The organism is Acinetobacter haemolyticus CIP 64.3 = MTCC 9819, assembly GCF_000369065.1.
GTDB classification, from domain to species: Bacteria; Pseudomonadota; Gammaproteobacteria; order Pseudomonadales; family Moraxellaceae; genus Acinetobacter; species Acinetobacter haemolyticus.
On record NZ_KB849806.1, the window covers coordinates 62,239 to 87,060 of the forward strand.

Below are 24,822 nucleotides of genomic sequence, written 5' to 3' on the forward strand. Positions count from 1 at the left end.
TCCATATGATGATTTACAAGCTTTACAAATTGAGGACTTGATTTGGCATCATAATCATGCAATTTCGTAGTGGGATTGGCTTATTTGAACTTTTATTGGTCTTTTCGGCGACTTGTTTTACTGATTTTTCACTGTACGTAAATTTATAACTATTGAAAACTCAATTATTTTCTCTGTATTTAGGTTTAATCTTTCCAACAGACCCTCAAAATGCAGCAAAAAGAAATGTAAAAAACCAATTCAGCATTTTTTCGAGTGATATTTATGACGGTTTTGCCAGACAATTTGATCTTATTGCACAATATTGGTGCATTTATTCAACAGATCCTCTGTCTGCTAAGTCTTTTTGATTCAATAAAAATAAAATTTCCTGAAAATGAGCACCCATTGCTTGCTCTGCTAAGCAATCATCTGGATTTCGCAATGGACATTGTTCCAAAGACAAGCAACCACAACCAATACACTGATCCAACTGCTGGCGTAATTGCAATAACATCATAATTTGCTGATCAAGCTGTCCTTGCCATTGTTGTGACATGGTCTGCCAGTCCTTTTTACTTGCGATCTGTTGCTTAGGTAAGGTCGCAAATGTCTCTTTGATTTGTTTTAAGCTAATTCCAACTTGCTGCGCTGCTTTAATAATTGCAATCCGTCGTAACATTGCCCGTTGATAGCGACGCTGATTTCCAGTCGTTCTCAGCCCCCAAATCAATTCTTTTTCTTCATAAAAGCGAATCGTCGGGACACTCACACCACTCCGTTTTGCCAACTCCCCAATACTGAGCCAAGTTTGTAATTGTTGTGATTTCAAAATTTACTTGACCTCTAGTTAACTTGAGCTTTGATACTAGCATAACTTCGTTTTCTTTATGGAATCTTGCTATGAATCTTATTAACCCACCAGCCTTTAAAATGATCAATCCAAGTGAGCTATACGACCCGATCAGCAATGGGTATAGCCATGTCACCGTGATTCAACCCAATATGCGAACTATTCATATTGCAGGACAAGGTGGCGAGAATAAAAATGGTGAACTTTCACAAGATTTTGACCAACAGGTACAACAAGTCTTTTATAATATCCAATACGCTTTAGCATCGGCACAAGCCAAACTTCAAGATATTGCTGTTTTACGTGTCCTCGTTGTCAATCATAATGAGGATAAACTTCACAGCTTCACACAAATCATGCAACGCTTATGGAAAGATCATCCATACCCTGTGTGCACGCTTATACCTGTGCCATGTTTAGCATTGAAAGGCATGCTGATCGAAGTTGAAGCAACAGCATATATCGCATAACCAGATCGAGAGAATCATGTCTGCACCTCAAGATATTAGTCAAAATAAGGCCCTGCTATGGTTTATGGCGACTGCATGTGGTTTATGTGCGGGCGCTAACTATTATAGTCAGCCTCTGATTCACTCTATTCAACAATATTTTCCAGTGACGGAGGGCCAAGCAGCGCTCACCGTTACTTTTGCTCAAGTGTCTTATGCTTTGGGCTTGCTTTTTATTGTACCTATGGGCGATGTCGTCAACAAAACCAAGTTCATTCCACTATTAATGTGTTTATGTGCGCTCGGTTTATTCGTGAGTGCCTTTTCGGTCAATTTACCCATGCTATGGCTTGGTACGATTATGGCTGGGATGTTCTCCGTTGCAGCACAAATCCTGATTCCACTGGCGACAATGACCGTCAATCCTGAAAAGACAGGTGAAGTGGTCGGATTTTTGATGAGTGGGTTATTGGTTGGGATTTTACTGTCGACCAGTTTGGCAGGATTATTTTCTAATTTATTCCACTGGAAAATGATCTACGTTGTTAGCGGTATTTTAATGCTTATCCTTGCATATGCTTTAAAAAGCCGTCTCCCTTATGTAATGCGCATGAAACTGAATTATGGGCAAGTCTTTGTTTCAATGGGACAACTGCTCAAACAAGAAAAGCGTTTAGTCTTACGTGCACTTTCAGGCGCTTTTGCCTTTGCCGCTGTTAGTATCTTATTTTCCACTATTGCATTATTACTCACAGCCGCACACCATCTTCCAGACCTTATGATCGGGATGGTCGGATTAGTTGGTATCTTTGGCGCCTTATCTACACAATATATTGGTAAATATGCAGATCAAGGCTATACCAAACAATTGACATGGATAGGCTGTGGCTTATTTATCATTAGTTGGATCTGTTTCTATTTCGGACAGATTTATTTATTGAGTTACATCCTTGGCTTTGCATTAATTCAGCTCGCTTTAGCCCTTGTCCATACCAGCAATCAGAGCATTATTTTCCGTTTACGTCCTGATGCCAAATCTCGGATTAATGCGATCTATATGACGGCATATTTTACTGGAGGTGCGTGTGGTTCAGCCTTAGGGATTTTTTCGTGGAATCACGGCGGGTGGAGCATGACGTGTTTGGTTGGAATCTGTTTAGTGTTTGCGTGTATGTTGTTTAGCTTTTTGGATAATCGTATTTCCGCTCAAAGTATTCAAGCATAAAGTCATAAGCCAAGAAGAATCAATACTCTTCTTGGCTTAATGTTTTATAAGATGAGATTTTTGGTTTTTATCGGCGCAATATCTTCTCGCGCTGCAACAAACTCAGGTCGAGGTTGGAGCCCCCCAAGAGGTTGTTGCAATTGGTTGTCGATACTATTGTAAACAAAGAAAATATTACTTCGAGAAAACGGTGTAATATTGCTGTTTGAACCATGCATCAAATTACAATCAAAAAATACAACACTACCCGCACGTCCAGTACAAGAATGAATACCGCCCATATCCGCTAAATAACGCAGTAGACTTCCGTCAGGAACACCGTATTCTTGCTTTTTCAGTGACTTTTTATAGTGCTCATCCGGCGTCTCACCTTGGCAAGAAATATAATGTTGATGTGATCCCGGAATCACTAGCAAAGGCCCATTATGCTCATTATTGTCAGTCAATAAAATCGAACAACTGAGCGCACGCATTCTCGGCATACCATCTTCACTATGCCATGTTTCAAAATCAGAATGCCAAAAAAACTCTTTGCCATGTAGTCCAGGTTTATAGTTAATCCGTGATTGGTGTATATACACTTCACTGCCCAATAATGACCGAGCAATGTTTAAAACACGCTCATCTGAGACCAAGTTTTTAAACACTTCATTGAGTCGGTGGACATTAAAAATAGAACGGACTTCCTGACTTTCACGCTCAATAATTGCTTCTGGTCTTTGCTGCATCGCATATGCATGACGCATTTGATGTAACTCGTCCAGCAGATATTTGACCTCATCTGTGCTAAACAAATCATCTATTTGCAAAAAACCATTGGTTGCATAATCTTGCTTTTGTTGTGCTGTTGCCCCTTCAACCAGAATCGAATCATAAACGACGGGATCTGCACGAGAAATAATAGCTGCCGCATCACTTCTTCGTGTCAGATAAGGATTGCTCATTTGCATATTTAAGCCTCCTCCTCCGTCTGCTTCATCATTTGTGCAGGTGTTGCATAGACACCATCCTTATCATGCACTTCATTCCCGACCAATGCAGGATTGAAGGTACAGACTAAAACTAAATCAGTTTTAGCACGCAGATAGTGATTGTCATGCTTATCAAGCGCATATAGTGTTCCAGGTGTGATTTTATACACCTCACCTGATGGGATCAGTTCAACCTCTCCTTCACCTTTGACACAATACACAGCTTCTAAATGGTTCTTATACCAAATATGCGTTTCTGTACCTGCAAAAATGGTGGTTTCATGCATCGAAAAGCCCATACCATCATCTTGTAATAATAAGCGGCGACTTGCCCAAGTTTCTGTTTGCACATCACGCTCAGTATTTAAGATATCTTGTAGTTGACGAACGATCATGAAACAACTCCCTGTACTTTTGCATTAGATTTGGTTTTATGTTGAGATGAATGAGAAGGAGAATAGGCTTGAACCACGTGTTTAATCGCTTGTTCAAGCAAATCAATACCTTGCTCTAAAGTTTGATTTTCAATGGTTAATGGGGGTAGTAATTTCACAACCTCTCCCCGACTGCCAGAGGTTTCAATCACAAGACCGAGCTGAAATGCATGTGTAGTGACTTCATCAGCCCAATCTGGATTTTTAAATGCAAGTCCTTGCATCAGACCACGACCACGATGAGTCAATTCCGCAGTCGGAAATTTTTGCACGATCTCTTGTAAACGGCGATGAACCAAAGCTGATTTTTCTACAAGTTCAGTTTGGAATTTTTGATCAGCCCAAAAATGTTGTATTGCCTTAGTTGCCGTCACAAATGCGAGATTATGTCCTCGGAACGTGCCATTGTGCTGTCCCGGACGCCAAATATCCAATTCTGGCTTAAACAACACCAACGACATCGGCAAACCAAAACCAGATAAAGACTTTGATAGAGTCACGATATCGGGATTAATCTCAGCAGTTTCAAAACTAAAGAAATGCCCCGAACGACCGCAACCTGCCTGAATATCGTCTACAATCAATAAAATGTTATGTTGCTTACATAGTGCAGAAAGACGCTTTAACCAATCAATGCTGGCCGTATTTAAGCCACCTTCACCTTGCACACACTCCACAATAATTGCAGCAGGCAAATCCACACCACTGCTTCGATCCGTCAATAATTTATTAAGCATGTCGATCGTATCAACATCTGGACCGAAATAACCTGCGTAAGCTGCATGATGGACATTTCCCAAAGCAACGCCTGCTGCTTCACGAAACTTTTGATTACCTGTGAGTGCCAGTGCACCCAAACTCACCCCATGAAAACCATTGGTAAACGCAATAACATTATGACGTTTGGTCACATTTCGCGCCAACTTAATCGCCGCTTCCACAGCATTGGTTCCCGTTGGGCCTGTAAATTGCAACTTATAATTCAGACGACGCGGCTTCAAAATATATTGTTCAAAGTTTTCAATAAACGCCTTCTTTGCAGAAGTTGCCATATCCAAACCATGCACAATTCCATCTTGTACCAGATAATCAATTGCAGCCTGCTTCAGCACAGGATGGTTATGTCCATAATTTAATGTGCCTGCCCCTGCGAGAAAGTCGATATAAGCACGATCCATTTCATCCACTAATACTGCATTTTTTGCGGTTTTAAATACAGTGGGGAAAGAATGGATATAGCCGCGGACTTCAGACTCCAATCGACTGAAAATATTCATGAATAACTCCAAGTAGTTAAAAAATTAAAAGACTTAAAAAGTCGCTCAATCCCATTTCCAAAGACCAATGGTGTACAGATCTTCTGGTTCGTGTTGGGTATCAAAAGGTTCAGGCTGAATCGGTTGAAGTGCTTGTTTTGACAAAAAAGGACTGACTTTGCAATCAACGTCAAATCGTTCAGCGAAACTTCGGAAAAGATTTTGAGAGGCTTTGTTACTTGGAGAAATTGTTGTTTTTAAAAATTCTAATTGTCGGGATGCTAAACATTGTTCTTTTACTTGATCAAGGAGCAAGGAGCCAATTCCTTTTCCTTGCTCACTGGGCGATACTGCGATCTGCCACAAGAAATAGGTGTTGGGGTCTTCTGGACAAACATAGCCTGTCACCGCACCACAGATCTGATCTTTATGATCATAGGCAACAAAACAGGTATCGGTATGATGCTCGGCAAGTAATGCGTATGCATACAATGAATTAAGATCCAAAGATGGACAAGACTGAATCAACGCATGCACTTCACGTACATCTTGGGGTTGAAAATTACGAACTCGACACTGATTCAGTTGATGAATAATTGATGATTTGGTCAAACGAATTGACTGTCTTGATAAAGCTTCCACGCTATCTCCTTTTGTATTTCCATACTCGGCATACTCAAGTTAGTAGTGGCATCAGAATCATGAGACATTAGTCATTGAACACAATCAAACTTATAATCTTTATTACCTGTTAAAAATTTTGTACTGACTTTAATTCGGTACTTTTGCCTCAAGCAACTGGGCAAACTGCTCTAATGAAATCACAAGACGTTGCCGCTCATCATCCGTTAAAGCTTGTAAAGCCAGTGAAAAACCTTCAGGTAACGCAGATGGTGATTGATCTAAGAGTTGTTCGCCTTTTGAAGTTAAGCTCACATGTACATGGCGACGGTCTTGTGTATCTCGCATTCGTAATACCAAGCCCTTTTCTTCTAGACGATCAACAATTCCAACAACTGTACTTGGACTCACAAAAATGGCTTTACCGATCGTAGACATACTACATGGACCCATTTTTGCGATGGTCATAAGGGCAACTAATTGCGGCGTTGTAATCTGGTGAAGTTGAGACAACCGTTTGGAGTATAACTCCACACATTGTTCAATCCGCCGAACACTTTGTAAAACACGAACAGCATCATCCATCTTAATCACGCACAAAAAAAGCTAAACACACTATTGTAGTACGTTGTACATGATGTTGTCTGTATTTTCAGAAAAACATTCGTGTTCTATCTATTCGCCTTAATCATCACTCCAAATACATTTGATCTCTGATACCTTGAGTAGAAATCATTATAGGTAGTGAATATTTCTTCTTCAAATCAATTGATCTCAAATAGTTTCAACAAGAACTATTTTATTCAGAATAAACAAATAAATCACTTATTAATCAAGAAATTAAAAATCATGTAATTTTATGTAAAATCATAAAAATAACGATGGTCGATATTTACGAACAAATATCGACCATTTCTAGCTTTATCACATAATCGTGATTTACTTGTCCGATCTGCAAACCGCATCAAACTTTTAATCTCAACCAGCGGTAAATCATAGGTGATTGAATCATCTAAAAACGTTAAAGCCACACAAATAAAAGTGATTTTTCATGCATTTCTCAGTTCATTCAGAGATTAACAAGCACTTCAAATTGAGCGTTGATTGACTCGCTTAGACAACTCTTCCGCTGACTCCTTTCGCTCCGAATAACGATCTGTGAAGTACTTACTTTGTCCACGTGTGAGCAAGGTAAATTTAAACAACTCTTCCATCACATCAACAATACGATCATAGTAAGACGAAGGCTTCATGCGACCATCCTCATCAAACTCTAAAAATGCTTTAGGAATCGAAGACTGGTTTGGAATCGTGATCATCCGCATCCAACGCCCCAAAATACGCATTTGATTAACACTATTAAAGGATTGCGAACCACCACTGACTTGCATCAATGCCAAGGTTTTACCTTGCGTAGCACGAATCGCACCACCCGCAAGCGGAATCCAATCAATCTGTGATTTAAAAATTGAACTCATCGAACCATGACGTTCAGGTGAACACCATACCATTCCCTCTGACCATGCCAATAACTCATGTAATTCTTTGACCTTTGGGTGCTCCATATCAGCATCTTCAGGTAGAGGTAAACCTTTTGGATGGAAAATTCTCACCTCAGCACCCAAATATTGCAAAATGCGTCCTGCCTCCATCACCGCTAAACGACTATAAGAGCGTTCACGATTTGAACCATATAACAATAGAATACGAGGTGGATGTTCCAACTCTACCGCCTGAATCTGTTTAAATTCAGGCTTAGCTAACAGTTCAATTTCGATATTTGCAACATCAACATCAAATTCGTTCATTGGGAAAATACTTCTTCTTTAACCACAGTGAAACACTCACCAGTGCAATTAATACAGGAACCTCTACCAACGGACCGATTACAGTCGTAAATGCAACTGGAGAAGCTAAACCAAACGTCGCAATCGCCACAGCCAATGCCAACTCAAAATTATTACCAGCCGCCGTAAATGAGATAGCCGTAGTTCGAGGATAATTATTCCCCATTGCTTTACTCATAAAGAAGCTGATAAAAAACATTAAGACAAAATAAATCGTCAATGGAATTGCAATACGAATCACATCTAAAGGTAAGCTCACAACATCACTACCTTTGAGACTAAACATCGCCACAATAGTGAACAATAATGCAAGCAAACTTAAAGGGCTGATCTTAGGCAAGAATGTATTTTGATACCAATCTAACCCTCGCGATTTAACCAAAGTCAATCGTGTCAAAAAGCCAAGTAAAAATGGAATGCCAAGATAAACCAATACGGCATGTGTAATCGTCCAGAAGTCAACGTCAATAACCTGCCCTGCAACCCCAAAGTAAGGGGGTAAAACAGTTAAAAATAACCATGCATAAGTACTGAAAAATAAGATCTGGAAAATACTATTGAATGCGACCAAAGCCGCAACATATTGATTATCGCCGCAAGCAAGTCCATTCCAAACCAATACCATTGCAATACAACGTGCTAGTCCAATCAGAATCAAACCAGTCATATACTCTGGATAGCTATGCAAAAAGATGATCGCTAGTAAAAACATGAGGATCGGTGCAATCAACCAATTCTGTACCAAAGATAAAACCAAGGTTTTTTTATCTTTAAATACTTCTGGCAAGGTTGCATAATCTACTTTAGCCAAAGGCGGATACATCATCAAAATCAATCCAATCGCAATTGGGATATTGACGGAATCCACACTCATTTGGTTCAAACCGACAGAAACTTGCGGGAAAAATACACCGATCGCCACCCCAAGCCCCATTGCCAGAAAAATCCAGAGGGTGAGATTACGATCTAAAAAGGACAATCCTGATTTAGCCATGTTTAATCCAGTTAGTCGATCTGTGAGATTTGATTAATCGCAGCAATTTTTTCTGGACGTGTCATATTGCTAAGATCATGTGCAAATAGCGCATCAAGACGGCGATTAATATGATCAACGGTCTCTTGGAAAGCTTTGAGCTTTTCATCTTTAGGTAATTCTAAATGTGAAGGATCCGCCAAGCCCCAATGCGCCTTGATTGCACCGCCTAGATAAAGCGGACATGCTTCTTGTGCCGCCGAATCACAAACTGTAATCACCACATCAGGTTGGTATTGCTCACAATCATCGATGGTCTTACTCCAAAGCCCATCCGTTTCAAGCCCTAAACTTTGTAAGGTTTCAATAGTCAATGGATGCACTTGTCCTGAAGGCTTACTGCCCGCACTATAAGCCTTCCACCCCACTGGCGCACGATGATTAAAAAGCACTTCTGACAAAATGCTACGACAGCTGTTACCTGTACATAAAAAAAGAAATTTCATAATGTTTTACTCACAATAACTTTGTGTTGATAGCGTCGCTAATGTTGAAAGATTACCCACTGATGTGGTGCTTAATATTTTCAAGATGTTATGACACCAATCGGGCAATTGTGGATTAATACTGTAATACACCCATTGGCTCTGTCGTCTGTCTTGCAATAACCCTGAAGAACGCAATAAAGCCAAATGTCTAGAAATCTTTGGTTGGCTCAGTTGTAATTTTTCAGTGAGATCACATACACACAATTCTTTATTTTCTACGACTAAGGTGACGATATTGAGACGAGTTTCGTCCGATAAACATTTAAAAAAATTGACTTGATCCATATCCACCTCTAAACCTCATATTTGAATATGCAGATAATCACATATAAAAACTAAATATTTAATTTACTCTTTGCCCATTTTCATCAATAACTTGCTCACCATCTTCTTTGATAAAAGCGCCTTTTTGTGGCAATGGCAAAATATCTAAAACTACTTCAGATGGGCGGCTTAAGCGTGTACCCAATGCCGTCACAACAAAAGGACGATTAATCAAAATCGGATGTTCAAGCATAAAATTAATAAGCTCATTATCGCTCCAATCCTCACGCTCCAGCGCCAAATCACGATATGGATCGACATTTTTACGCATTGCGTCCCTTACAGATAAACCAGCATCAGCGATCAGTTGAATCAACTTCTCTCTTGTAGGTGGTGTTACCAGATATTCGATTACCGTTGGTTCGATCCCCGTATTGCGGATCAAAGCCAAAGTATTTCTAGACGTCCCACAAGCAGGGTTATGGTAAATCGTTACATCTAAAGAAGCTGTCATTTGGATTCATCCAAGGTTTATATTCTTATATCTTTATATACGAATTAGCATATATAAACAATATGTACGATCTTTATTTTTATGTGGCATTGTTGCAAAAATATTCAAAAGTTAAGCTTTACCCAAACCATTCAGATTTAAGTTACAACTTGGATAAGCCTTTAGAGGTAAGTTGTGCTACACAGCCACATCCGAAGATATCGCTTAGGTGTTTACAGCTGTTTTAGCGATGTAAAATATTACGGAGGTAAATGGATCATATTGAATAGAAAATACAATGCTGATTTTATACAACAATATTTAATTTCTATCGCATAATACCCATGTGTGAAAATGAAAGGTTTCTATAATGGTTGAACAAGCTGAGACGCAAGTACTTGATGCTGAAATCGCTCGACTATTACTAAAACAGAGAAAGAGCAAAGGCTGGACTGTCGCTGAATTAGCAGAATATTCTGGCGTAAGCCAAGCCATGATCAGTAAAGTCGAACGAGGTGCTTCTAGTCCAAGTGCGGCAATACTTGGTCGCTTAGTAAATGCTCTCGGCATCACCTTATCTAAGCTTTTTGCGGAAGCCGAACTAAGCCAAAATACCAGCGTTCTTCTTTCTAAGAAACAACAGCAACAGCATTGGACAGACAACCAACTTGGTATTACACGATGGTCAATCTCTCCTGCTGGAGCAAATCCAGAATTGATTAAAATTGAAATTCCTTCATCAAGTGAGTTTTTTATGCCAGCAAATGCATATGAAAATCTCAATGGACAAACCATCTGGCTTTTAAGTGGGCAACTTGATATTCAAATTGACGCTCAGTTATTTCATTTAGAAACTGGGGATTGTATTGCGCTTACGGCTCCTGCCGACTGTAAACTAAGCAATCCAGATCATCAGCTACCGTGTGTTTATATCGTTGCGTTTGGTCAGAAGAAGTCTTAGAACTAAAATCCAATTCCTCTTAGCTTGAGACTTTGCTACTAAAAATCGCACAACAACTTTAGTTTAAGAGGCTATGCTTAAGTGCAACAACGGATAAGCTCTACCTTGACTATCTACTGGTGAGTGACCAGTAACTTGAAAGCCCATATGTTGATAAAAACCAACTGCTTGCTGATTCTGTTCATTCACATCAATGGTTAAGTTTGGATAGATAGTTAATGCATGTAATAAAAGTGCTTTTCCAACACCTAATCCTCTAGCAGCAGCGTAAGCGTCCGCTGAATCCCATACCTATTTTTTAATTCGATTTAGGTTTCCAGCAGTGCGGCAGCAATTCTTCAATTTGGGTCACTTTGTGTGTCGGTAACCTTTTCAGCACATCACTTAAATAGGCATACGGATCCAAGCCATTCAGCTTTGCTGACTGGATTAAAGTCATGATGTTTGCCGCTCGCTGACCACTGCGCAGCGAACCTGCAAACAGCCAGTTCTTGCGTCCCAACGCCCAGGGACGCATCTGATTCTCTACCCAATTGTTGCATATCGGTAGATTGCCATCATCCAGATAGCGGCTTAAGGCTGGCCAACGCTTCAGAGTGTAATTGATAGCCTTGGCGGTGGGAGAACTCGATGGCACTGTCAGATGATGTTGGTTGAGCCATTCATATAGTTGTTGCATCACTGGTTGACTATGCTGTTGTCGGTATTCGCGGCGGTCTTCCGCTGTACCATCGGTCTTTTTCCTGAGTTCTGCTTCTATCGCATACAGTTTCTGAATCAGCACTAAGGCCTGTTCAGCAACCTGACTTTTCCCAGTTACATGCAGTTCATGGAATTTACGACGTGCATGGGCCATGCACCCCACCTCAATCACCTGGCCTGATTTAAAACGTGCTTTATAACCACTGTAATCATCACAGACTAGATAGCCCTGCCAGCCTTTCAAGAACTCTTCAGCATGCTGGCCTGAACGACTATCCTGAAAGTCATAGATCACCGCCTGAACTGGATTATACTGTGTGGTGGCATAGGCCCAGACATAACCTTTCTTCGGTTTTTTATTATTCTCACCCATCCGCATGATGGTGACCGGTGTTTCATCTGCATGCAGCACCCGCTGTTGCAGCACCACCTCTTTTAAGGCATTGGCCAGAGGTTCCAGTTCTACACCGCAGCGACCTATCCAGTCAGATAAAGTGGATCTGGACAGTTCAATTCCAGCCCGCTGATAGATCAGACGCTGACGGTACAGCGGCAAATGATCGGCATACTTCGATACCAGCACATGGCTGAGCAATTCAGGTGAAGCAATGCCTTTATCAATCACATAGGCGGGCATCGCTTGCTGAGTTAGAGTGTCACACTGATCACAGACCCATTTACCACGCACATGCTGTTCCTTATAGAACTGTGCCGGTCTGAAATGCAGTTTTTCACTGACATCTTCGCCGATACGACGGAGTTGGCAGCCACAAGCACATTGGGTTGATGCAGGTTCATGCTCAATACGGATGGTGTGTAGATGATCTGGCAGTGGTCGACGTTTAGGTTTATTGGTTTTGGCTTTCTGTGTCGCTGCATTGGTTTTATCTGCATTTAGCCGTTCCAGTTCTAGATCAACCGCGGCAATATCTTCTTCAACCGCTTCATCCCACAGATGGATTTGTTTTGCCGTTAAGTGTTCATTCTTTTGGGCGAATTTGTGCTTTTTAAACAGCGCCAGTTCATGCTCGTATTTTTGATTGAGAATAGAAAGATGTTGAACTTTGGCATCCAATTGTTGGTTTGATTGTGCTAGAGACTGATGCTGCAGCGCCAACTGCCTGGTGAATTCCAGCAGTTGTTCATGGGTCAGTTGGCTTAAGTCAGGCAGCGTATTCATGACCGCAGTATGCCTGAGGTCATGAGAAGAATGAAATAGAACGTTTGGAGAATAGCAGAATGGTCGAGCCTGGTTTAAAGCATCGTCACCACCTGCTGTCGTCCAATGCGCTGCCAGGGCAAACCTTGGATCAGTGCCTGTAACTGTTCCGGGCTGAGGGCCACGGTTTCACCTTGGTGAACTTGAGCCCAGTGAAATTTGCCCTGTTCCAGCCGCCGGGCACACAGCCAGATGCCCAATCCATCATGTACCAGCACTTTCATGCGATGGCCACGTTTATTACAGAACAGGTAAGCACAATGCGGTTTGATGTAGCCAAAGGCTCTCACCACCTGAGCCATGGTCGTATCCATACCTGCACGCATGTCCATGGGCTGAGTAGACAACCAGATTTCATCAATGCGGATCATGTTGCAAGTGCCTTGAGTAATTCTGCCAAGGCAGGTATTTCTGATGTCTGCCATTTTAGCTGAATATCATTATTCGTATGAGGCACGGTGATACACAACGTGATCCTCTCATCAATAGGTTGGCTGATTGCAGCAGTGTAAGGCAAAGCAATAAATGCTGGATTCACATGAGTAGGATCCTGCACGGCACCCTCATGATGGCTGAAGATCCTGATCCAACGACTGACAAGGTTGGCATTAATACTATGTTGCAGTGCGACCGAAGCGATCGAGGTATTAGGATTTTTGCAGGCATTGACAATACTGAGTTTGAATTCTTTGCTGTATTTTCGGCGTTTTTTAGCAACAGGAGGTGTTGCTGAATATATATCCATGTTCATGGATTAAGTCCCCACTTGTTTTTAGGTGGGAACTAAATTAAGGCTTATAGGATCGCTTGGTAAGGCTGTGTTAGCCGGATGCTTACGCAGCAGCATCAATAAACAATGCTTCCATATGTCCATCATGTAAGAACATAAAACCTAATGCTTGGTCATCAACATTAACCGCAACCCACACAGGTGTTTCTGAAAAAAAGCCAACCACTTCTTTTTCAATTTCTATACGATCATTTGGAGTAAGAAAATCATGTGTAGCATCAACAGAACTTTTCCAGATGGCAACCACTTGGTCACCCTCATCTGGACGTGACATTCGAATCTTTAACATATTGTATCTCGCATTATCAAATTAAAATTTTGGTGAAGAATTCCTCTAGAATGAATAATTACCAGCCATTAAATTTACTATAGTGAATAAATAATTACAATAGTGAATTTTATTCATCTACTTTCCTGCTGCACCACATTCCATATAGATTTTAAAATGCAGGAAGAACTTCTTATCACAATAAAAATTCCTTCTGCTCAGCCAATCAATCTAAGTGAGGTATATCTGCTTTTCTTAATGCGACATGATCAGCCAAATGTACTGATTTTATTTTTATGTTAATATTGCGCGCAATTAGCCCATTGATCATTCAGCAAGATCAAGCACGGGCTAGCATTTTCGACCTCTTCCTCCGATCCAATGTATTGTATTCAGCCCATACAAATATGTGCAGTGTATTCCTTTTGCTTGATTACAGTCCGATTGGCTATTTAAGGTATGATTTTTAATGACGCTTAAGCAAACTGTTGAAACCATTGAAAGCCCTCGCATCAGTGTTGCCCCGATGATGGATAGGATCTATTCTTATAAATAATTATTTTATTACAACAACTTACACCCAATAAATATTTACAGGGTTGCAATACGGTTTCAATAGCTAAATTAAATTAATAGAGAAAGTAGCTCACATTTAAATCAATTTGCTAAATCATTGTCATTTCAAGTTTATGTTTGCGCTTTACCCAATCTGGCAAAGAACGTTCAAGTAAGCGATAAAACTCTGGACCGTGGTTATGGTGCTTTAGGTGACACAGTTCATGAATGATCACGTACTCAATACACTCTTTCGGTGCCTTAATTAAATCGCGGTTTAAGGTCAGAGTTCCGCTTTTTGATAGACTGCCCCAGCGCTTTTTGAGTTGCATGATTTTAATGGTTGGCTTGACTGCATCTGAATGTTTGAACTTCTCCCAACAATCCGAAAACACCTTTTTTAAATGAAAATCAGCCTTTTCTCGATACCAATCATCAAGTAGCGACTCCACATGGTCTGTTTTACCATTGGCAGATGTTACCCAAAAAAAGCCCGCTTTCAGCGCTACACCGTTGTCAGCGCCTACTTCAATTTTTAGCCGATACTTCTTGCCTAGATACAAATGGCTTTCACCACTGACGTATTTGCGAGAAGGGGTTCTTGGGTCAAACTGGTCAAAGTAGCGAATTTGGCGCTTGATCCAGCGAGCGCGCTTTTTCACCTTAGCTTCAATCGCCTCACGGTCAGTGCCTTCAGGAGCTTTCACAAAAACTGATTTATCAGGGTGAACCGATATTTCCAGCGACTTGCGTTTGGAAAAAGCCAACTGGAAGGGGATTTCACCCCCTCCGTATACAACCGCTAGCCTTTCAGCACTTGCCGTTAGTACCTCGGCCTGCTTGATGGTTGATGACATCAAGAATGCCTCCTGTGCTTCGCAATCTGCATGGTTTTCTCAATGATTTCGTCCATTTGCTCTAAGCTCAGCATCACGCCGTACTGCTCTTTGACTTCATCATAAAGAAAATCGTCAATATCATTCATCGCCGTTTTCTGAACGTCTGCATCGTCCCAAAAATCAACCTTCCAATAAGCATCAATGATCTTTTGTATCGCCAACGATGTTTGTGCCGCAATGGCATCAAGCTGAGCATCATCTAACTCGTTGCGTGTTGCCACTTGCTGAAACTGTGGCTTAATCAAGCCAAAGTAGGCACACGCTTCGTCGTTTTCACGAATGCAATCAGGCATATCATCATGCTGCTTCGTGGCCACTTTGTTACGAATGTCAATTACTCGGTTGAGATATTCCAAGTCTAAGATGCGTTTAGCCTTAAAGTCATCAATAGCGGCTTGGATCAGCTTCGAAAACTTCTCATAAAAAGCAGGGTCTTCGTCCATATTCTCCGAAATACTTCGCTTTGTGGCGTGGGCTATGGTGTCTGCCTTCGACGCCGTAGTCTTAGCTTGATAAACCCCTTGCTCTTCTTTCACTGCGGTAAACATTTTTTCGTCAAAAATATTCACAGGCTCATTAAGCTGAGTCACTTCATTAGCCTGAATATGAGTATCCAACAGCTTTTTAATTTTCGGCTCGTAATCGCGATAATCAATCGCCTCGGCGTAACGCAACTTAACCGCTGCCTTTAAGTTCTGAAAGCGTTTTAAATCGTTTTTATAGGTTTGTAGCTTCTTCTCATCAGAGCTCATGATGAACTGCTCAGACGATAAAGCGATGGCTAAAGATTTACTGTATGCTGATAAACATTCGTAAAAGTCTTCACGCAACTCGTCATCGGCCAACAATACCTCATAGGCTTCTTCATCTTTTGAGTTTTTAACGGCTTTAAACAAATCCCATAAGTCAGAGTAACGCTGTGGCAGCTTAAACACTTCCTCATTGATGGAGGTGAGCGTTCCTGCTAAGTCATCTTCGTCAAACCCTTCAAAGGCTTCATACATGGTTAGGGCTTTATCCAACTCGCCTAATACGCTGGCATAGTCGATGATATAGCCAAACTCTTTACCTTCGTACAGGCGGTTAACCCGAGCGATGGCCTGTAATAGCGTGTGCTCTCGCAGGGTTCGGCATAGATACAGCACAGTGTTGCGCGGTGCATCAAAACCGGTTAATAGCTTATCCACCACAATGAGTATTTCAGGGTCATCACCATGCTTAAACTGGTTGATGATTTGCTTGGTGTACTCTTCTTCAGAGCCAAAACGCTTCATCATTTTGTCCCAGAATTTACCCACCTCATCGGTTGTCCCTTCGTCTACTTCATCGTGACCTTCACGGGTATCTGGGCCAGAAATCACCACTTCAGTGGTGACGATGCCAATATCCTGTAGAAACTCTTGATACTTTAATGCAGCCTGTTTGCTTGGGGCGACTAGCTGAGCCTTGAAGCCGGTGCCTTGCCAGTTAGCACGAAAATGCTCGCTGATATCAAAGGCGCGCATATATATTACTTGATCGGCCTTGTTTAGCATTTCAGCGCGTGCGTATTTCTTTTTAAGGTCGACCTTTTGCTCTTTGCTTAAATCAGCCGTGTGACGCTCAAACCAGAGATCGATAGCCGACTGATTCTGCTCCATCTCAACATGTCGGCCTTCGTACAGCAGTGGCAATACGGCTTCATCGGCAACCGCTTGTTTAATGGTATAGTGCGGCTCAATCAGGCCACCAAACTTGGCAAAGTTATTCTTTTCTTTTTTCAGTAGTGGCGTACCAGTAAAGCCAAGAAAACAGGCATTGGGCAACATTTGGCGCATTCGGGCCGCCAATGAGCCAAAGTTGGTACGGTGACTTTCATCGACCAATACAAAAATATCGTGCGACTCATCAACAAACTTCTCGGCCACCCAACCTTTATCAAATTTATGAATAAGCGTGGTGATCAAACCCACTTTGTTTTTCAGGTGCTTAACTAAGTTTCGGCCAGACGTGGCACGTTCACGGCTTAAACCACAGGCCGCAAAGGTATTACCCAGTTGTTTATCAAGATCATCCCGGTCGGTAACCAAAATGATCCTGGGGTTGATAAGCTGCGGCTCTAGAGCCATAGCGCGGGTGAGCATCACCATGGTGAGTGATTTCCCCGAACCTTGGGTATGCCAAATAACACCACCTTGGCGGTTTTCTTTTGCACCATTGCCTTTATTGGTTAGGCGTTTAATTCGGGCGATAGTCGCTTTAATAACAAAATATTGTTGATAGCGGGCTACTTTCTTAATGCCACCATCAAACAGGGTAAAGCGATACACCAAATCTAATAAACGCTCTGGACGGCACAGGCTGTGAATAGCATTGTCTTGTTCCGTCACCAAGCGTTTACCTTCCGCCTCTAGCGCATCAAAAAATGGCCGTGCGGCGGCAAACTCGCCACTGAATAACTGTGCTTTTGTATCTTCGTCTAAAGCGGTATTTACGCCTTTATCGACATCGGCCGGTTTGTCTTCTTGCTCTTTCCACACGCCCCAAAATTTCTTAGGTGTGCCTGCTGTGGCGTATTGGGCGGCGTTTTTATTCACTGCCAGCACTTGCTGCACATAAGTAAACAGGCGCGGAATATAGTCATCACCCTGGTTACGAATATTTTGTGATACGGCTTGCTCTACATCCACTTTGGGTGATTTACATTCAATCACGCTAAAGGGAATACCATTGACAAACAGGACGATATCGGGGCGCACGGTATCGGTGCTGCGTGCGCGCTCAACCGAGAACTCAGCGACTACATGAAAGCTGTTATTGCTCGGGTTTTTCCAATCAATGTAGTTGAGGGTAAAGCTTTTTGAGTCCCCCTCAATGGTTTGCTCCATGGCTGAGCCTAAGGTGATTAAATCGTAAATCGACTCATTGGTTTTTTGCAGGCCATCAAACTTAATGTTTTTCAGCTTTTGGATCGCGGTTTGAATGTTCTCTTCGCTAAACAGATACTCGCCACCTTTATAGTTAATGCGGTTAATCTTTTTTAGCTGCTGACGTAGCACCCCTTCCAAAATCACATTGGCACTGCGCCCCCCCCTTTCAGCCAGCGCTTGCTCAGGGGTGAGGTACTGATAACCCAAATTGATTAACTGTTGCAGGGCAGGAATTTGCGACAAGTACTTTTCGTTAAACTCGAAGCCCGAAGGCTCCGAGTTTGCTGCGTAATTGACTGGAGGTGTGCTCATGCGCTTGCCTCCTGATAAGTCTCCTCAGAGAGGTGCTGAGAACTGCTCACTTGCCACTCACCAGTAAGCAGCTTTTGCATCAGACCGCGTTTCTGGCTGCGGTATTTTCCAAGGAGCCCTTTTAGTAAATCAATTTCCTGCCTTGCCGTGTCTAGTTGGGAGGCTATTTTTACTTGTTCATCCATATCAGGGTAAGGAATTTTAACGGTCTCGAAATCTGTAGAACTAATTTGTTTGCCGTCACGAATACCAATAACCGCAACCGACAAGTACTTTTCAATAAAAATATATGACTTGAAAAAATGTCGGTAGAAGCCGGAATGTATTTCTTTCCTTGAGCTAAGTACTGTATAAGCTGGGCTAACAATTCCACGGTAATCAGAATATTCGAGACCTCCTTGGAATGAACGTAGACTAATTACAAAATTCCCCTTTTCCACTAACTTATAACCTGCTGTGCTGCCCGCAGGTGACATTACTCGGCCACTTAACATTGACCTTGGCACGACGCCTTGGTCTTGAGTTACCGATAAAAGTTCTTCGTCTGGATGCCCTTTAGAAGAAACTCCAGTAAAAAGTTCTCTTGCATAATAATGATTCCAATCAGGACATTTTTTACTAATAAGGGATTGCGTTAACCATTCAAACTGCTTTTCCTTGGCTGTAATTAACGCCTCAGTTTTAGCGATGGTGTCGTCCCAAAGAGCTAGCGCACTAGCGATCTTCTTTTGTTCACCTTTAGGTGGTATAAGGATTGGCACCTTATTTAGATCCTTTTGGCCTATATTTGCTCTTACCACACCTTGTGAACGTCGGATCATTTCTCTTCGAATACTGCTATTGTTGAAACAGTAACCAGCAAATAAAGGATCTAGAAGCTCTTTTTTCTGTCTACCACGAATAACGAAACCGCCAAATGTTATTTCTGCCTCATCAAGGTAAACGGATGAAAATGCAATCTCGTCTGGTACTTCTGATGTACGGTTAAATAGAATGTCGCCATATTTTACTGAGTACTCTGCTTTTTGTTTTTCAGTAATTTCCACCTTCCCAAGAATATTGCACTTTTTCATGAAGTTTCTTTTGAAGATGTCCATTACGTTTACGAACTCAGTGCCAGAGCCGTAGGAATTTTTATCTGCATTAACACCGTTTTTAAACTCCATAAAGGTACCAAGAGTTGTTAATTTCCAACCGTAAGGCACCGTTTTTAATTTACTCATTGATCACCCTCCAACTTCTTCTGCGCACGCGCTAACTGGGGAATGCCTTTTTCCGGCGTTGGCAAATCCTCTGGCATAGTGCCGCCTAGCTCTTCAATAGTGGCGCGCACTTTGGCACCCACTTCAAAATGGGTTTGGTTGGCATGGGCTTTATTGCTGACCTGATCACGCTTTAGCTTCTCTTCTGTTTGCGTGGCGCGGAACAGGTTAGCAGCAAGCTCGGTACTGCCCATATGGTCGAGGATTTTTTGGCTCTTTTTTAAGCCTTTGTGTTGGTGAATGGCTTTGTTGTCTAACCCACCATACAAGCCTTTGTAGCCATGGTTTTGGAAAATGGCGTAGTCCAAACCAGACTCAACTCCTGCATCTTTAGCCGCAGCAGCCAGTTGCTTGTTGTGATCGGCCAGTTCATTGCGCAACATTAAACGCTTTTGGTCTTCATTAAGTTGCTGAAAGCCAGTGTCATCTTGTAGCTCTTGGCGACGAGTCTGAATGGCAAAATAGGTCTGGCCATTGGCGATCACCGGCTTGCTGGCATCACCGTTTTGCACAATGAGGTAACAGGCGTAACGGGACAAGGCAAACGAGTCCATTTTGCGCTGGGCACCTGAGCCAATTTCGACCATCTCGTGGATCTCCACGAAATGGTCTGCCACCGCTTGGCCACTGTTTTCACAGGCTTTTTTGGCTTTCTCGATAACTGGTAAAAAGTTACGGTACTCTGCATAGTCCAATACTTTCGCCAACTGGCGGGCCAGCCAAATTTCACCACCTTGTTCATTAATCACGCGAATACTTTCAAAACTGGTGTGTTCTGGTTGGGTAAGCTTTTTGTTACTCATCGCGCACCTCCCACCATTTTCGTGACGTCACGCAATTGGTTTGTAGTGCCGTACTCACACTTAGACACCATTTTGTTGGCGTCAACAAAATGGTTGTTGTTCGTCATACTCATTCAGCCACCTCCGTTGTGTTGCTTTGCGCCTCGTTAGGTACGATATCCTTTAACAGCGCTGCCATTTTGTTGCGAACCTCGGCAAGTTCGCTTTCAAGGCTGGTGATCTCAGCCTGTACCGCCACAATATCGACCTCAATTTCTTCTTCGAAGGTGTCGACGTAGCGCGGAATATTCAGGTTAAAGTCGTTCTCTTTGATCTCGTCAAAGGTGGCTAAATGGGCGTATTTTTCTACCTCTTCACGGGCTGTTACCGCTGCAACAATTTTGTCTAGGTGTTCATCCAGCAGGATGTTTTGGTTTTTCCCTGCTTGGTAGTGGTCTTTGCCGCTGGCATCAACAAACAGCACGTCTTTGCGGTGTTCATTGGCACCGCCTTTCTCACGTGAGCGGTCAAATATCAGAATTGCCACGGGAATGCCGGTGCTTGGGAATAAGTTGCCGGGCAAACCGATCACGGCATCTAATAGGTTTTCCTCAATCAGTTGTTGACGAATACGGCCTTCAGCTGCGCCTCTAAACAGCACACCATGAGGGACTACTACGGCAATACGACCTTCTTTTTCAACGGCGGCTTCAACCATATGGCTGATAAAGGCAAAGTCTGCCTTTGATTTAGGTGGTAGACCGCGCCAATAGCGGTTGTATCTGTCGGATTCAACGTCTTCTGAACCCCATTTGTCGAGTGAAAACGGTGGGTTGGCAACCACATTATCAAACTTCATCAGTCTGTCATTTTCGACCAGCGCAGGTGAAGTGAGGGTGTTACACCATTCGATACGAGCAGAGTCGGAACCGTGCAAGAACATGTTCATACGTGCCAGCGCCCAGGTGCTGCCGTTGACTTCCATGCCGTAGAGTGAGTAATTGCGGTCACCCACTTGGCGTGCGGCTTCAATCAATAAACCGGCTGAGCCACACGCAGGGTCACAAATACGCGCCCCCGATTTTGGTGCAGATAGACGCGCAACCAGCTCAGAGACTTTATGAGGGGTATAGAATTCACCGGCTTTTTTACCTGCATCGGAGCCAAAACGCTCAATAAGGTAGATGTAGGTATTACCAATGACATCTTCAGACACGCGCGACGGGCTCATGTCGAGTGCGGGCTTGTTGAAGTCATCCAGCAAGGTTTTTAGGCGACGGTTACGGTCTTTGGTTTTACCCAAGTTGGCTTCGCTGTTGAAGTCGATGTTACGGAATACGCCTTCTAACTTGGCTTTGTTCGCGGTTTCAATATGCTCTAAAACAATGTTGATCAGCTCGCCAATGTTGGGTTCGTTTTTACGCTCTAACAATGAATAGTAGTTGGCCAAAAATGTGTCGGTAACAACGGTTTTCTTCTCTTTGGTTGCTTTGTCTTCTACTTCTTCTGTGAGTTCTACTATTGGCAGTACAAAACGCTCGCGCTCAAGCTTACGTCTGATACGGACGTCGTCGTCACCGTACTGCTTTTTATATTCTGCGTAGTGGTCATTCCATACATCGGAGATGTATTTTACGAACAGCATTACTAGGATGTAGTCTTTGTATTGCGCAGGGTCTACCGCGCCACGGAAAGTATCGCATGCAGCCCATGCTGCATTGTTGATGTCTTTTTGTTGAATCTTGTCGTTCATATCTTTAGTCATATAAATTCCTCAAATCTGGTCAGTGTCATAAAGCGGGGCAGGCTATACCGGTAGCGCCCCGCTAGCTGTAAGTTAAAAGGTTAAGAATCGAGTACGGCTGATTGAGTCCAAGTAATCGACCGCCCAAATGGAGGGTAAATCGATGTACTGTCCTTTATGGTGTACCGTGCAATGACTTCACCTTGCTCGTTTAGCTCTTCACATTCATAGGTATCAGTGTCTTGGCCTTTTCGTTGCGACCACTGACTACTTACGATGTTGAGGGTATGCGACTCGGGTACACCTATTTTCTTTTTGTATTCATCACTCATAAGGGCTTCTATCCTTTAATGTCTTTAGGGTCGTTACCATGGCTATCTTTGCGTTGTATCTGGCCGTCTTTGCCATGTACAACAAGCTCAGAGCCTTCGCGCTTGCTTTGTTCGCGTGCCGCAGCTTCGGCCTCTCGTTTGGTGCTGTGTACGCTTGAAGCGCGTTCTGCACCGCCTTTTTTGTTCGCCCACCCATCAGGATGTGGTACGACATGTCGGGTATTGCCCTTGCTTGATGATGTATTCTTTGCCATAATTTAGGCTCCTGTTTTTCAAATGAAACGTGGATTAAAGTTTTGCTAAAAGTGCTGTCACACTTTCGGCTCGTCTAAACCCAGTAACTTTCCTTACTGGGTATTCACTGCTAAATTCATTAATATTGCGTCAGTTAACACCTCCTTTTTCTTTGCTAATGTATTCATTAGCTTCTGCTCGTTGATGGATAATTGGTAAATCTCAATGATCTTTTTCTGCACATCGAGACTAGGGACTACTATCTCCAGATCTTCAAGTGCAGGTTTGCCAATCATTCTTACTGCCGTGCCTGTTGCCTTACTTTGCAATACTGCTTGTGAAGTCGGTTGATTAATAAACCAGCATAAATACGCAGGCATTACCGAATCACTTTCAACCCGAATTCGCAGCAGTGGCGCAGCGATAACAGCATCATTCAACTCTTGGTCAATCAATGCTGCCGTATTGGTTTGACCTCTAGAGCGAAATGCTAAGTCGTTATGTTTAACTCTGTGATGATCCTTTAAGTCCTGCATAGCAATCTGCACTAGCTCTTGGACATTTAGTCGGTTATCTTCAGTTAAATCCTTCATCTGGATAACAGAGATATTTCCATTAGTGTCTGGCTCAAGCTTTGACCTAAAAGAGTGCCCCATCTGTACAGAGGCAATTTTTTTCAAATTAACTTTCATTATCACCTCAAATGCGTTGTAATGGCGTTTCTGCAATAAATTAAGTCTAAATGAGATTTTGTTATTGTCAACATGAATTTTTACAGAAATGGCATTTTTGCACTTTTATTTTAAAAATACTCTTTTAAGAACATAAATTCACGGACATTAAAACAAATAGTACTATCCACAGCAGTTAATATATTTTGAGTTATACCCCCCATAAATGACTGATTTTGTATCGATAAATATTTATCTATTTTGGCCACATGTTTTTTGATTATTTTTATAGAATTGTTTTTGTCTTCTAGAATTATGCTTCCAACTTTTTGCTACTGTATAGACATAAGCAGGTAGATCATCCCTTTCATCAGGCAAGCCCGTACCTCGTGCAACACGAAGTTTTAAAGGATAGTTCTTATATTCAATCAAATGAAGAAAATAAAAACTACGCTCTTGACGTGTGCTGAACTTTTTATGATACACATTTCTCAGATGAGGGTATCGTTCTCGTATACCGTCATTAGGATGAATATTTTCAGGTTGTAGGTACTGAAATTTCAGTTTTTTCATATTGCCTCCTAGGTCACATTACCTAGAAGGGGTCCTCTGCGTAGTAGTTCATTGTTTTAAACCTTTAATTTATCGTTGATCCATTGTTTTTAACGAATTCTCTAAGCTGCCAATCCTTCTCTTTATTTAAAATAATAACTGATGGTCGTATCTTTATGATCTCCCCAGCCTGTCGAGATATCCGTCAATTCAACACCATTTTTCTGGTAACTTTTTACTCGGTATAAATAAGTACGTGGTGGAGAAATATTATTCGTTCGTACTTTTTCAATAAGAATGAAAGTCTTGTCATCTAACCATTTTACCCTCAATGGTAATGGGTCTTGACATTGTCCCATTTCAGCATACATTGCAGCATCTTTACCATTCTTGGAAAATGACAAGCCTGCACATTCTACATCGGGTAAATCTAAGACCAGTCGTTTTCCAACTAAGCTTTCTTTTGCGCCTGCACTAGCTAATGTTGAAAGGCTTACACATAGTCCTGCGAATATTAATTTTTTCATTTGATATGACTCTTTATTTATTTGGAGGTTAAAACACATTGTCAATAGAGCCACACTGTAAGATGTGCTGTGAGAAATTGACTGGATTGTCATAAAGGCTGATAAAAGTAATCATGTCATTCAGATCAGAAGTATCTCTTTTACTCGTGACGAGAATTTTTTGAATCTTACGTGCCATTTTGTTGTTGTC

29 protein-coding genes and 1 pseudogene are annotated in these 24,822 nt (G+C 42.0%); 3 read left to right on the forward strand and 27 right to left on the reverse strand.

The features are described 5' to 3' along the window. Positions 1–313: 313 nt before the first annotated feature. Positions 314–811, reverse strand: a complete 498-nt coding sequence (gene soxR / locus F927_RS12150) for a redox-sensitive transcriptional activator SoxR (RefSeq protein WP_005085327.1) — start codon at positions 809–811, stop codon at positions 314–316. Between the two features lie 71 nt (positions 812–882). Between soxR and F927_RS12155 the strand changes: the two genes are divergently transcribed. Both F927_RS12155 and F927_RS12160 read left to right on the forward strand, forming a co-directional pair. Beyond that, positions 883–1,302 (forward strand): RidA family protein, encoded by a 420-nt coding sequence (locus F927_RS12155; protein ID WP_005085329.1) that lies wholly within the window; start codon positions 883–885, stop codon positions 1,300–1,302. A gap of 16 nt (positions 1,303–1,318) precedes the next feature. Next, positions 1,319–2,506 (forward strand): MFS transporter, encoded by a 1,188-nt coding sequence (locus F927_RS12160; RefSeq protein WP_005085332.1) that lies wholly within the window; start codon positions 1,319–1,321, stop codon positions 2,504–2,506. Between the two features lie 44 nt (positions 2,507–2,550). Here F927_RS12160 and thpD read toward each other — a convergent pair whose 3' ends face one another. From thpD to arsC, 10 genes are all read right to left on the reverse strand, one after another. Then, positions 2,551–3,456, reverse strand: a complete 906-nt coding sequence (gene thpD / locus F927_RS12165; protein WP_005085333.1) for an ectoine hydroxylase — start codon at positions 3,454–3,456, stop codon at positions 2,551–2,553. A 2-nt stretch (positions 3,457–3,458) separates the two neighbouring features. Beyond that, positions 3,459–3,872 carry an ectoine synthase gene (locus tag F927_RS12170; protein ID WP_005085334.1) on the reverse strand — a complete coding sequence of 138 codons (414 nt, stop codon included), beginning with the start codon at positions 3,870–3,872 and terminating at the stop codon, positions 3,459–3,461. Next, on the reverse strand, positions 3,869–5,188 hold the full coding sequence (gene ectB, locus F927_RS12175; protein WP_005085340.1) for a diaminobutyrate--2-oxoglutarate transaminase: 1,320 nt from the start codon (positions 5,186–5,188) through the stop codon (positions 3,869–3,871). The genes F927_RS12170 and ectB overlap by 4 nt, the downstream gene beginning before the upstream one ends. A 45-nt stretch (positions 5,189–5,233) precedes the next feature. Next, positions 5,234–5,809, reverse strand: coding sequence for a diaminobutyrate acetyltransferase (ectA, locus tag F927_RS12180; protein WP_004637924.1), 576 nt, complete (start codon positions 5,807–5,809; stop codon positions 5,234–5,236). Positions 5,810–5,938: 129 nt separating this feature from the next. After that, positions 5,939–6,373, reverse strand: coding sequence for a MarR family winged helix-turn-helix transcriptional regulator (locus tag F927_RS12185; RefSeq protein ID WP_004637923.1), 435 nt, complete (start codon positions 6,371–6,373; stop codon positions 5,939–5,941). Between the two features lie 503 nt (positions 6,374–6,876). Continuing rightward, positions 6,877–7,596 (reverse strand): arsenical resistance protein ArsH, encoded by a 720-nt coding sequence (gene arsH, locus F927_RS12190; RefSeq protein WP_005085342.1) that lies wholly within the window; start codon positions 7,594–7,596, stop codon positions 6,877–6,879. Further along, entirely contained in the window at positions 7,583–8,629 is a 1,047-nt protein-coding gene (gene arsB / locus F927_RS12195) for an ACR3 family arsenite efflux transporter (RefSeq protein ID WP_004637921.1), read from the reverse strand. The genes arsH and arsB overlap by 14 nt, the downstream gene beginning before the upstream one ends. 11 nt (positions 8,630–8,640) lie before the next feature. Further along, positions 8,641–9,114, reverse strand: coding sequence for an arsenate reductase ArsC (locus F927_RS12200; protein WP_005085345.1), 474 nt, complete (start codon positions 9,112–9,114; stop codon positions 8,641–8,643). A gap of 6 nt (positions 9,115–9,120) precedes the next feature. Continuing rightward, positions 9,121–9,441: a metalloregulator ArsR/SmtB family transcription factor gene (locus tag F927_RS12205; protein ID WP_004637919.1), complete on the reverse strand. Its 321-nt coding sequence runs from the start codon at positions 9,439–9,441 to the stop codon at positions 9,121–9,123. A gap of 58 nt (positions 9,442–9,499) precedes the next feature. Continuing rightward, complete coding sequence (gene arsC, locus F927_RS12210; RefSeq protein WP_005085347.1) at positions 9,500–9,934, reverse strand: arsenate reductase (glutaredoxin); 435 nt, start codon at positions 9,932–9,934, stop codon at positions 9,500–9,502. Positions 9,935–10,283: 349 nt separating this feature from the next. On the opposite strand from arsC, the gene F927_RS12215 reads away from it, so the two are divergent. Further along, positions 10,284–10,874 carry a helix-turn-helix domain-containing protein gene (locus tag F927_RS12215; RefSeq protein ID WP_005085348.1) on the forward strand — a complete coding sequence of 197 codons (591 nt, stop codon included), beginning with the start codon at positions 10,284–10,286 and terminating at the stop codon, positions 10,872–10,874. A 63-nt stretch (positions 10,875–10,937) separates the two neighbouring features. On the opposite strand, the pseudogene F927_RS16910 reads toward F927_RS12215, so the two are convergent. The 16 genes and pseudogenes from F927_RS16910 to F927_RS17235 all read right to left on the reverse strand — a co-directional run. Continuing rightward, a pseudogene (locus tag F927_RS16910) lies at positions 10,938–11,126 on the reverse strand (GNAT family N-acetyltransferase); the annotation flags it as partial. Positions 11,127–11,172: 46 nt separating this feature from the next. Next, positions 11,173–12,756 carry an IS66-like element ISAba25 family transposase gene (locus F927_RS12220; RefSeq protein ID WP_005080579.1) on the reverse strand — a complete coding sequence of 528 codons (1,584 nt, stop codon included), beginning with the start codon at positions 12,754–12,756 and terminating at the stop codon, positions 11,173–11,175. Positions 12,757–12,830: 74 nt separating this feature from the next. Continuing rightward, positions 12,831–13,166 carry an IS66 family insertion sequence element accessory protein TnpB gene (gene tnpB, locus F927_RS12225; protein ID WP_000618091.1) on the reverse strand — a complete coding sequence of 112 codons (336 nt, stop codon included), beginning with the start codon at positions 13,164–13,166 and terminating at the stop codon, positions 12,831–12,833. Next, entirely contained in the window at positions 13,163–13,546 is a 384-nt protein-coding gene (locus F927_RS12230) for a transposase (protein ID WP_001055585.1), read from the reverse strand. The genes tnpB and F927_RS12230 overlap by 4 nt, the downstream gene beginning before the upstream one ends. An 82-nt stretch (positions 13,547–13,628) precedes the next feature. Beyond that, complete coding sequence (locus F927_RS12235) at positions 13,629–13,874, reverse strand: GNAT family protein (protein ID WP_005085349.1); 246 nt, start codon at positions 13,872–13,874, stop codon at positions 13,629–13,631. 644 nt (positions 13,875–14,518) lie between these two features. Further along, positions 14,519–15,265, reverse strand: a complete 747-nt coding sequence (locus F927_RS12240; RefSeq protein WP_005085350.1) for a M48 family metallopeptidase — start codon at positions 15,263–15,265, stop codon at positions 14,519–14,521. Continuing rightward, positions 15,265–18,528 carry a type I restriction endonuclease subunit R gene (locus F927_RS12245; RefSeq protein WP_005085351.1) on the reverse strand — a complete coding sequence of 1,088 codons (3,264 nt, stop codon included), beginning with the start codon at positions 18,526–18,528 and terminating at the stop codon, positions 15,265–15,267. Before F927_RS12245 ends, F927_RS12240 begins: the two co-directional genes overlap by 1 nt. Then, the gene (locus F927_RS12250; RefSeq protein WP_005085353.1) at positions 18,525–19,751 is read right to left on the reverse strand and encodes a restriction endonuclease subunit S; all 1,227 of its coding nucleotides are present in this window, start codon (positions 19,749–19,751) and stop codon (positions 18,525–18,527) included. The genes F927_RS12245 and F927_RS12250 overlap by 4 nt, the downstream gene beginning before the upstream one ends. Further along, on the reverse strand, positions 19,748–20,593 hold the full coding sequence (gene dinD, locus F927_RS12255; protein WP_005085354.1) for a DNA damage-inducible protein D: 846 nt from the start codon (positions 20,591–20,593) through the stop codon (positions 19,748–19,750). The genes F927_RS12250 and dinD overlap by 4 nt, the downstream gene beginning before the upstream one ends. A 109-nt stretch (positions 20,594–20,702) precedes the next feature. Then, positions 20,703–22,337: a type I restriction-modification system subunit M gene (locus F927_RS12260; RefSeq protein ID WP_005085356.1), complete on the reverse strand. Its 1,635-nt coding sequence runs from the start codon at positions 22,335–22,337 to the stop codon at positions 20,703–20,705. Positions 22,338–22,417: 80 nt separating this feature from the next. Next, positions 22,418–22,648, reverse strand: a complete 231-nt coding sequence (locus F927_RS12265) for a hypothetical protein (protein ID WP_005085357.1) — start codon at positions 22,646–22,648, stop codon at positions 22,418–22,420. Between the two features lie 8 nt (positions 22,649–22,656). Continuing rightward, positions 22,657–22,902 (reverse strand): DUF2188 domain-containing protein, encoded by a 246-nt coding sequence (locus tag F927_RS12270; RefSeq protein ID WP_005085359.1) that lies wholly within the window; start codon positions 22,900–22,902, stop codon positions 22,657–22,659. A gap of 93 nt (positions 22,903–22,995) precedes the next feature. Further along, the gene (locus tag F927_RS12275) at positions 22,996–23,574 is read right to left on the reverse strand and encodes a restriction endonuclease subunit S (RefSeq protein ID WP_005085360.1); all 579 of its coding nucleotides are present in this window, start codon (positions 23,572–23,574) and stop codon (positions 22,996–22,998) included. Between the two features lie 231 nt (positions 23,575–23,805). After that, entirely contained in the window at positions 23,806–24,126 is a 321-nt protein-coding gene (locus tag F927_RS12280) for a hypothetical protein (RefSeq protein ID WP_005085362.1), read from the reverse strand. A gap of 122 nt (positions 24,127–24,248) precedes the next feature. Beyond that, positions 24,249–24,632, reverse strand: coding sequence for a hypothetical protein (locus tag F927_RS12285; RefSeq protein ID WP_005085364.1), 384 nt, complete (start codon positions 24,630–24,632; stop codon positions 24,249–24,251). A 28-nt stretch (positions 24,633–24,660) separates the two neighbouring features. Continuing rightward, positions 24,661–24,810: a hypothetical protein gene (locus F927_RS17235; RefSeq protein ID WP_005085365.1), complete on the reverse strand. Its 150-nt coding sequence runs from the start codon at positions 24,808–24,810 to the stop codon at positions 24,661–24,663. Between the last annotated feature and the right edge of the window lie 12 nt (positions 24,811–24,822).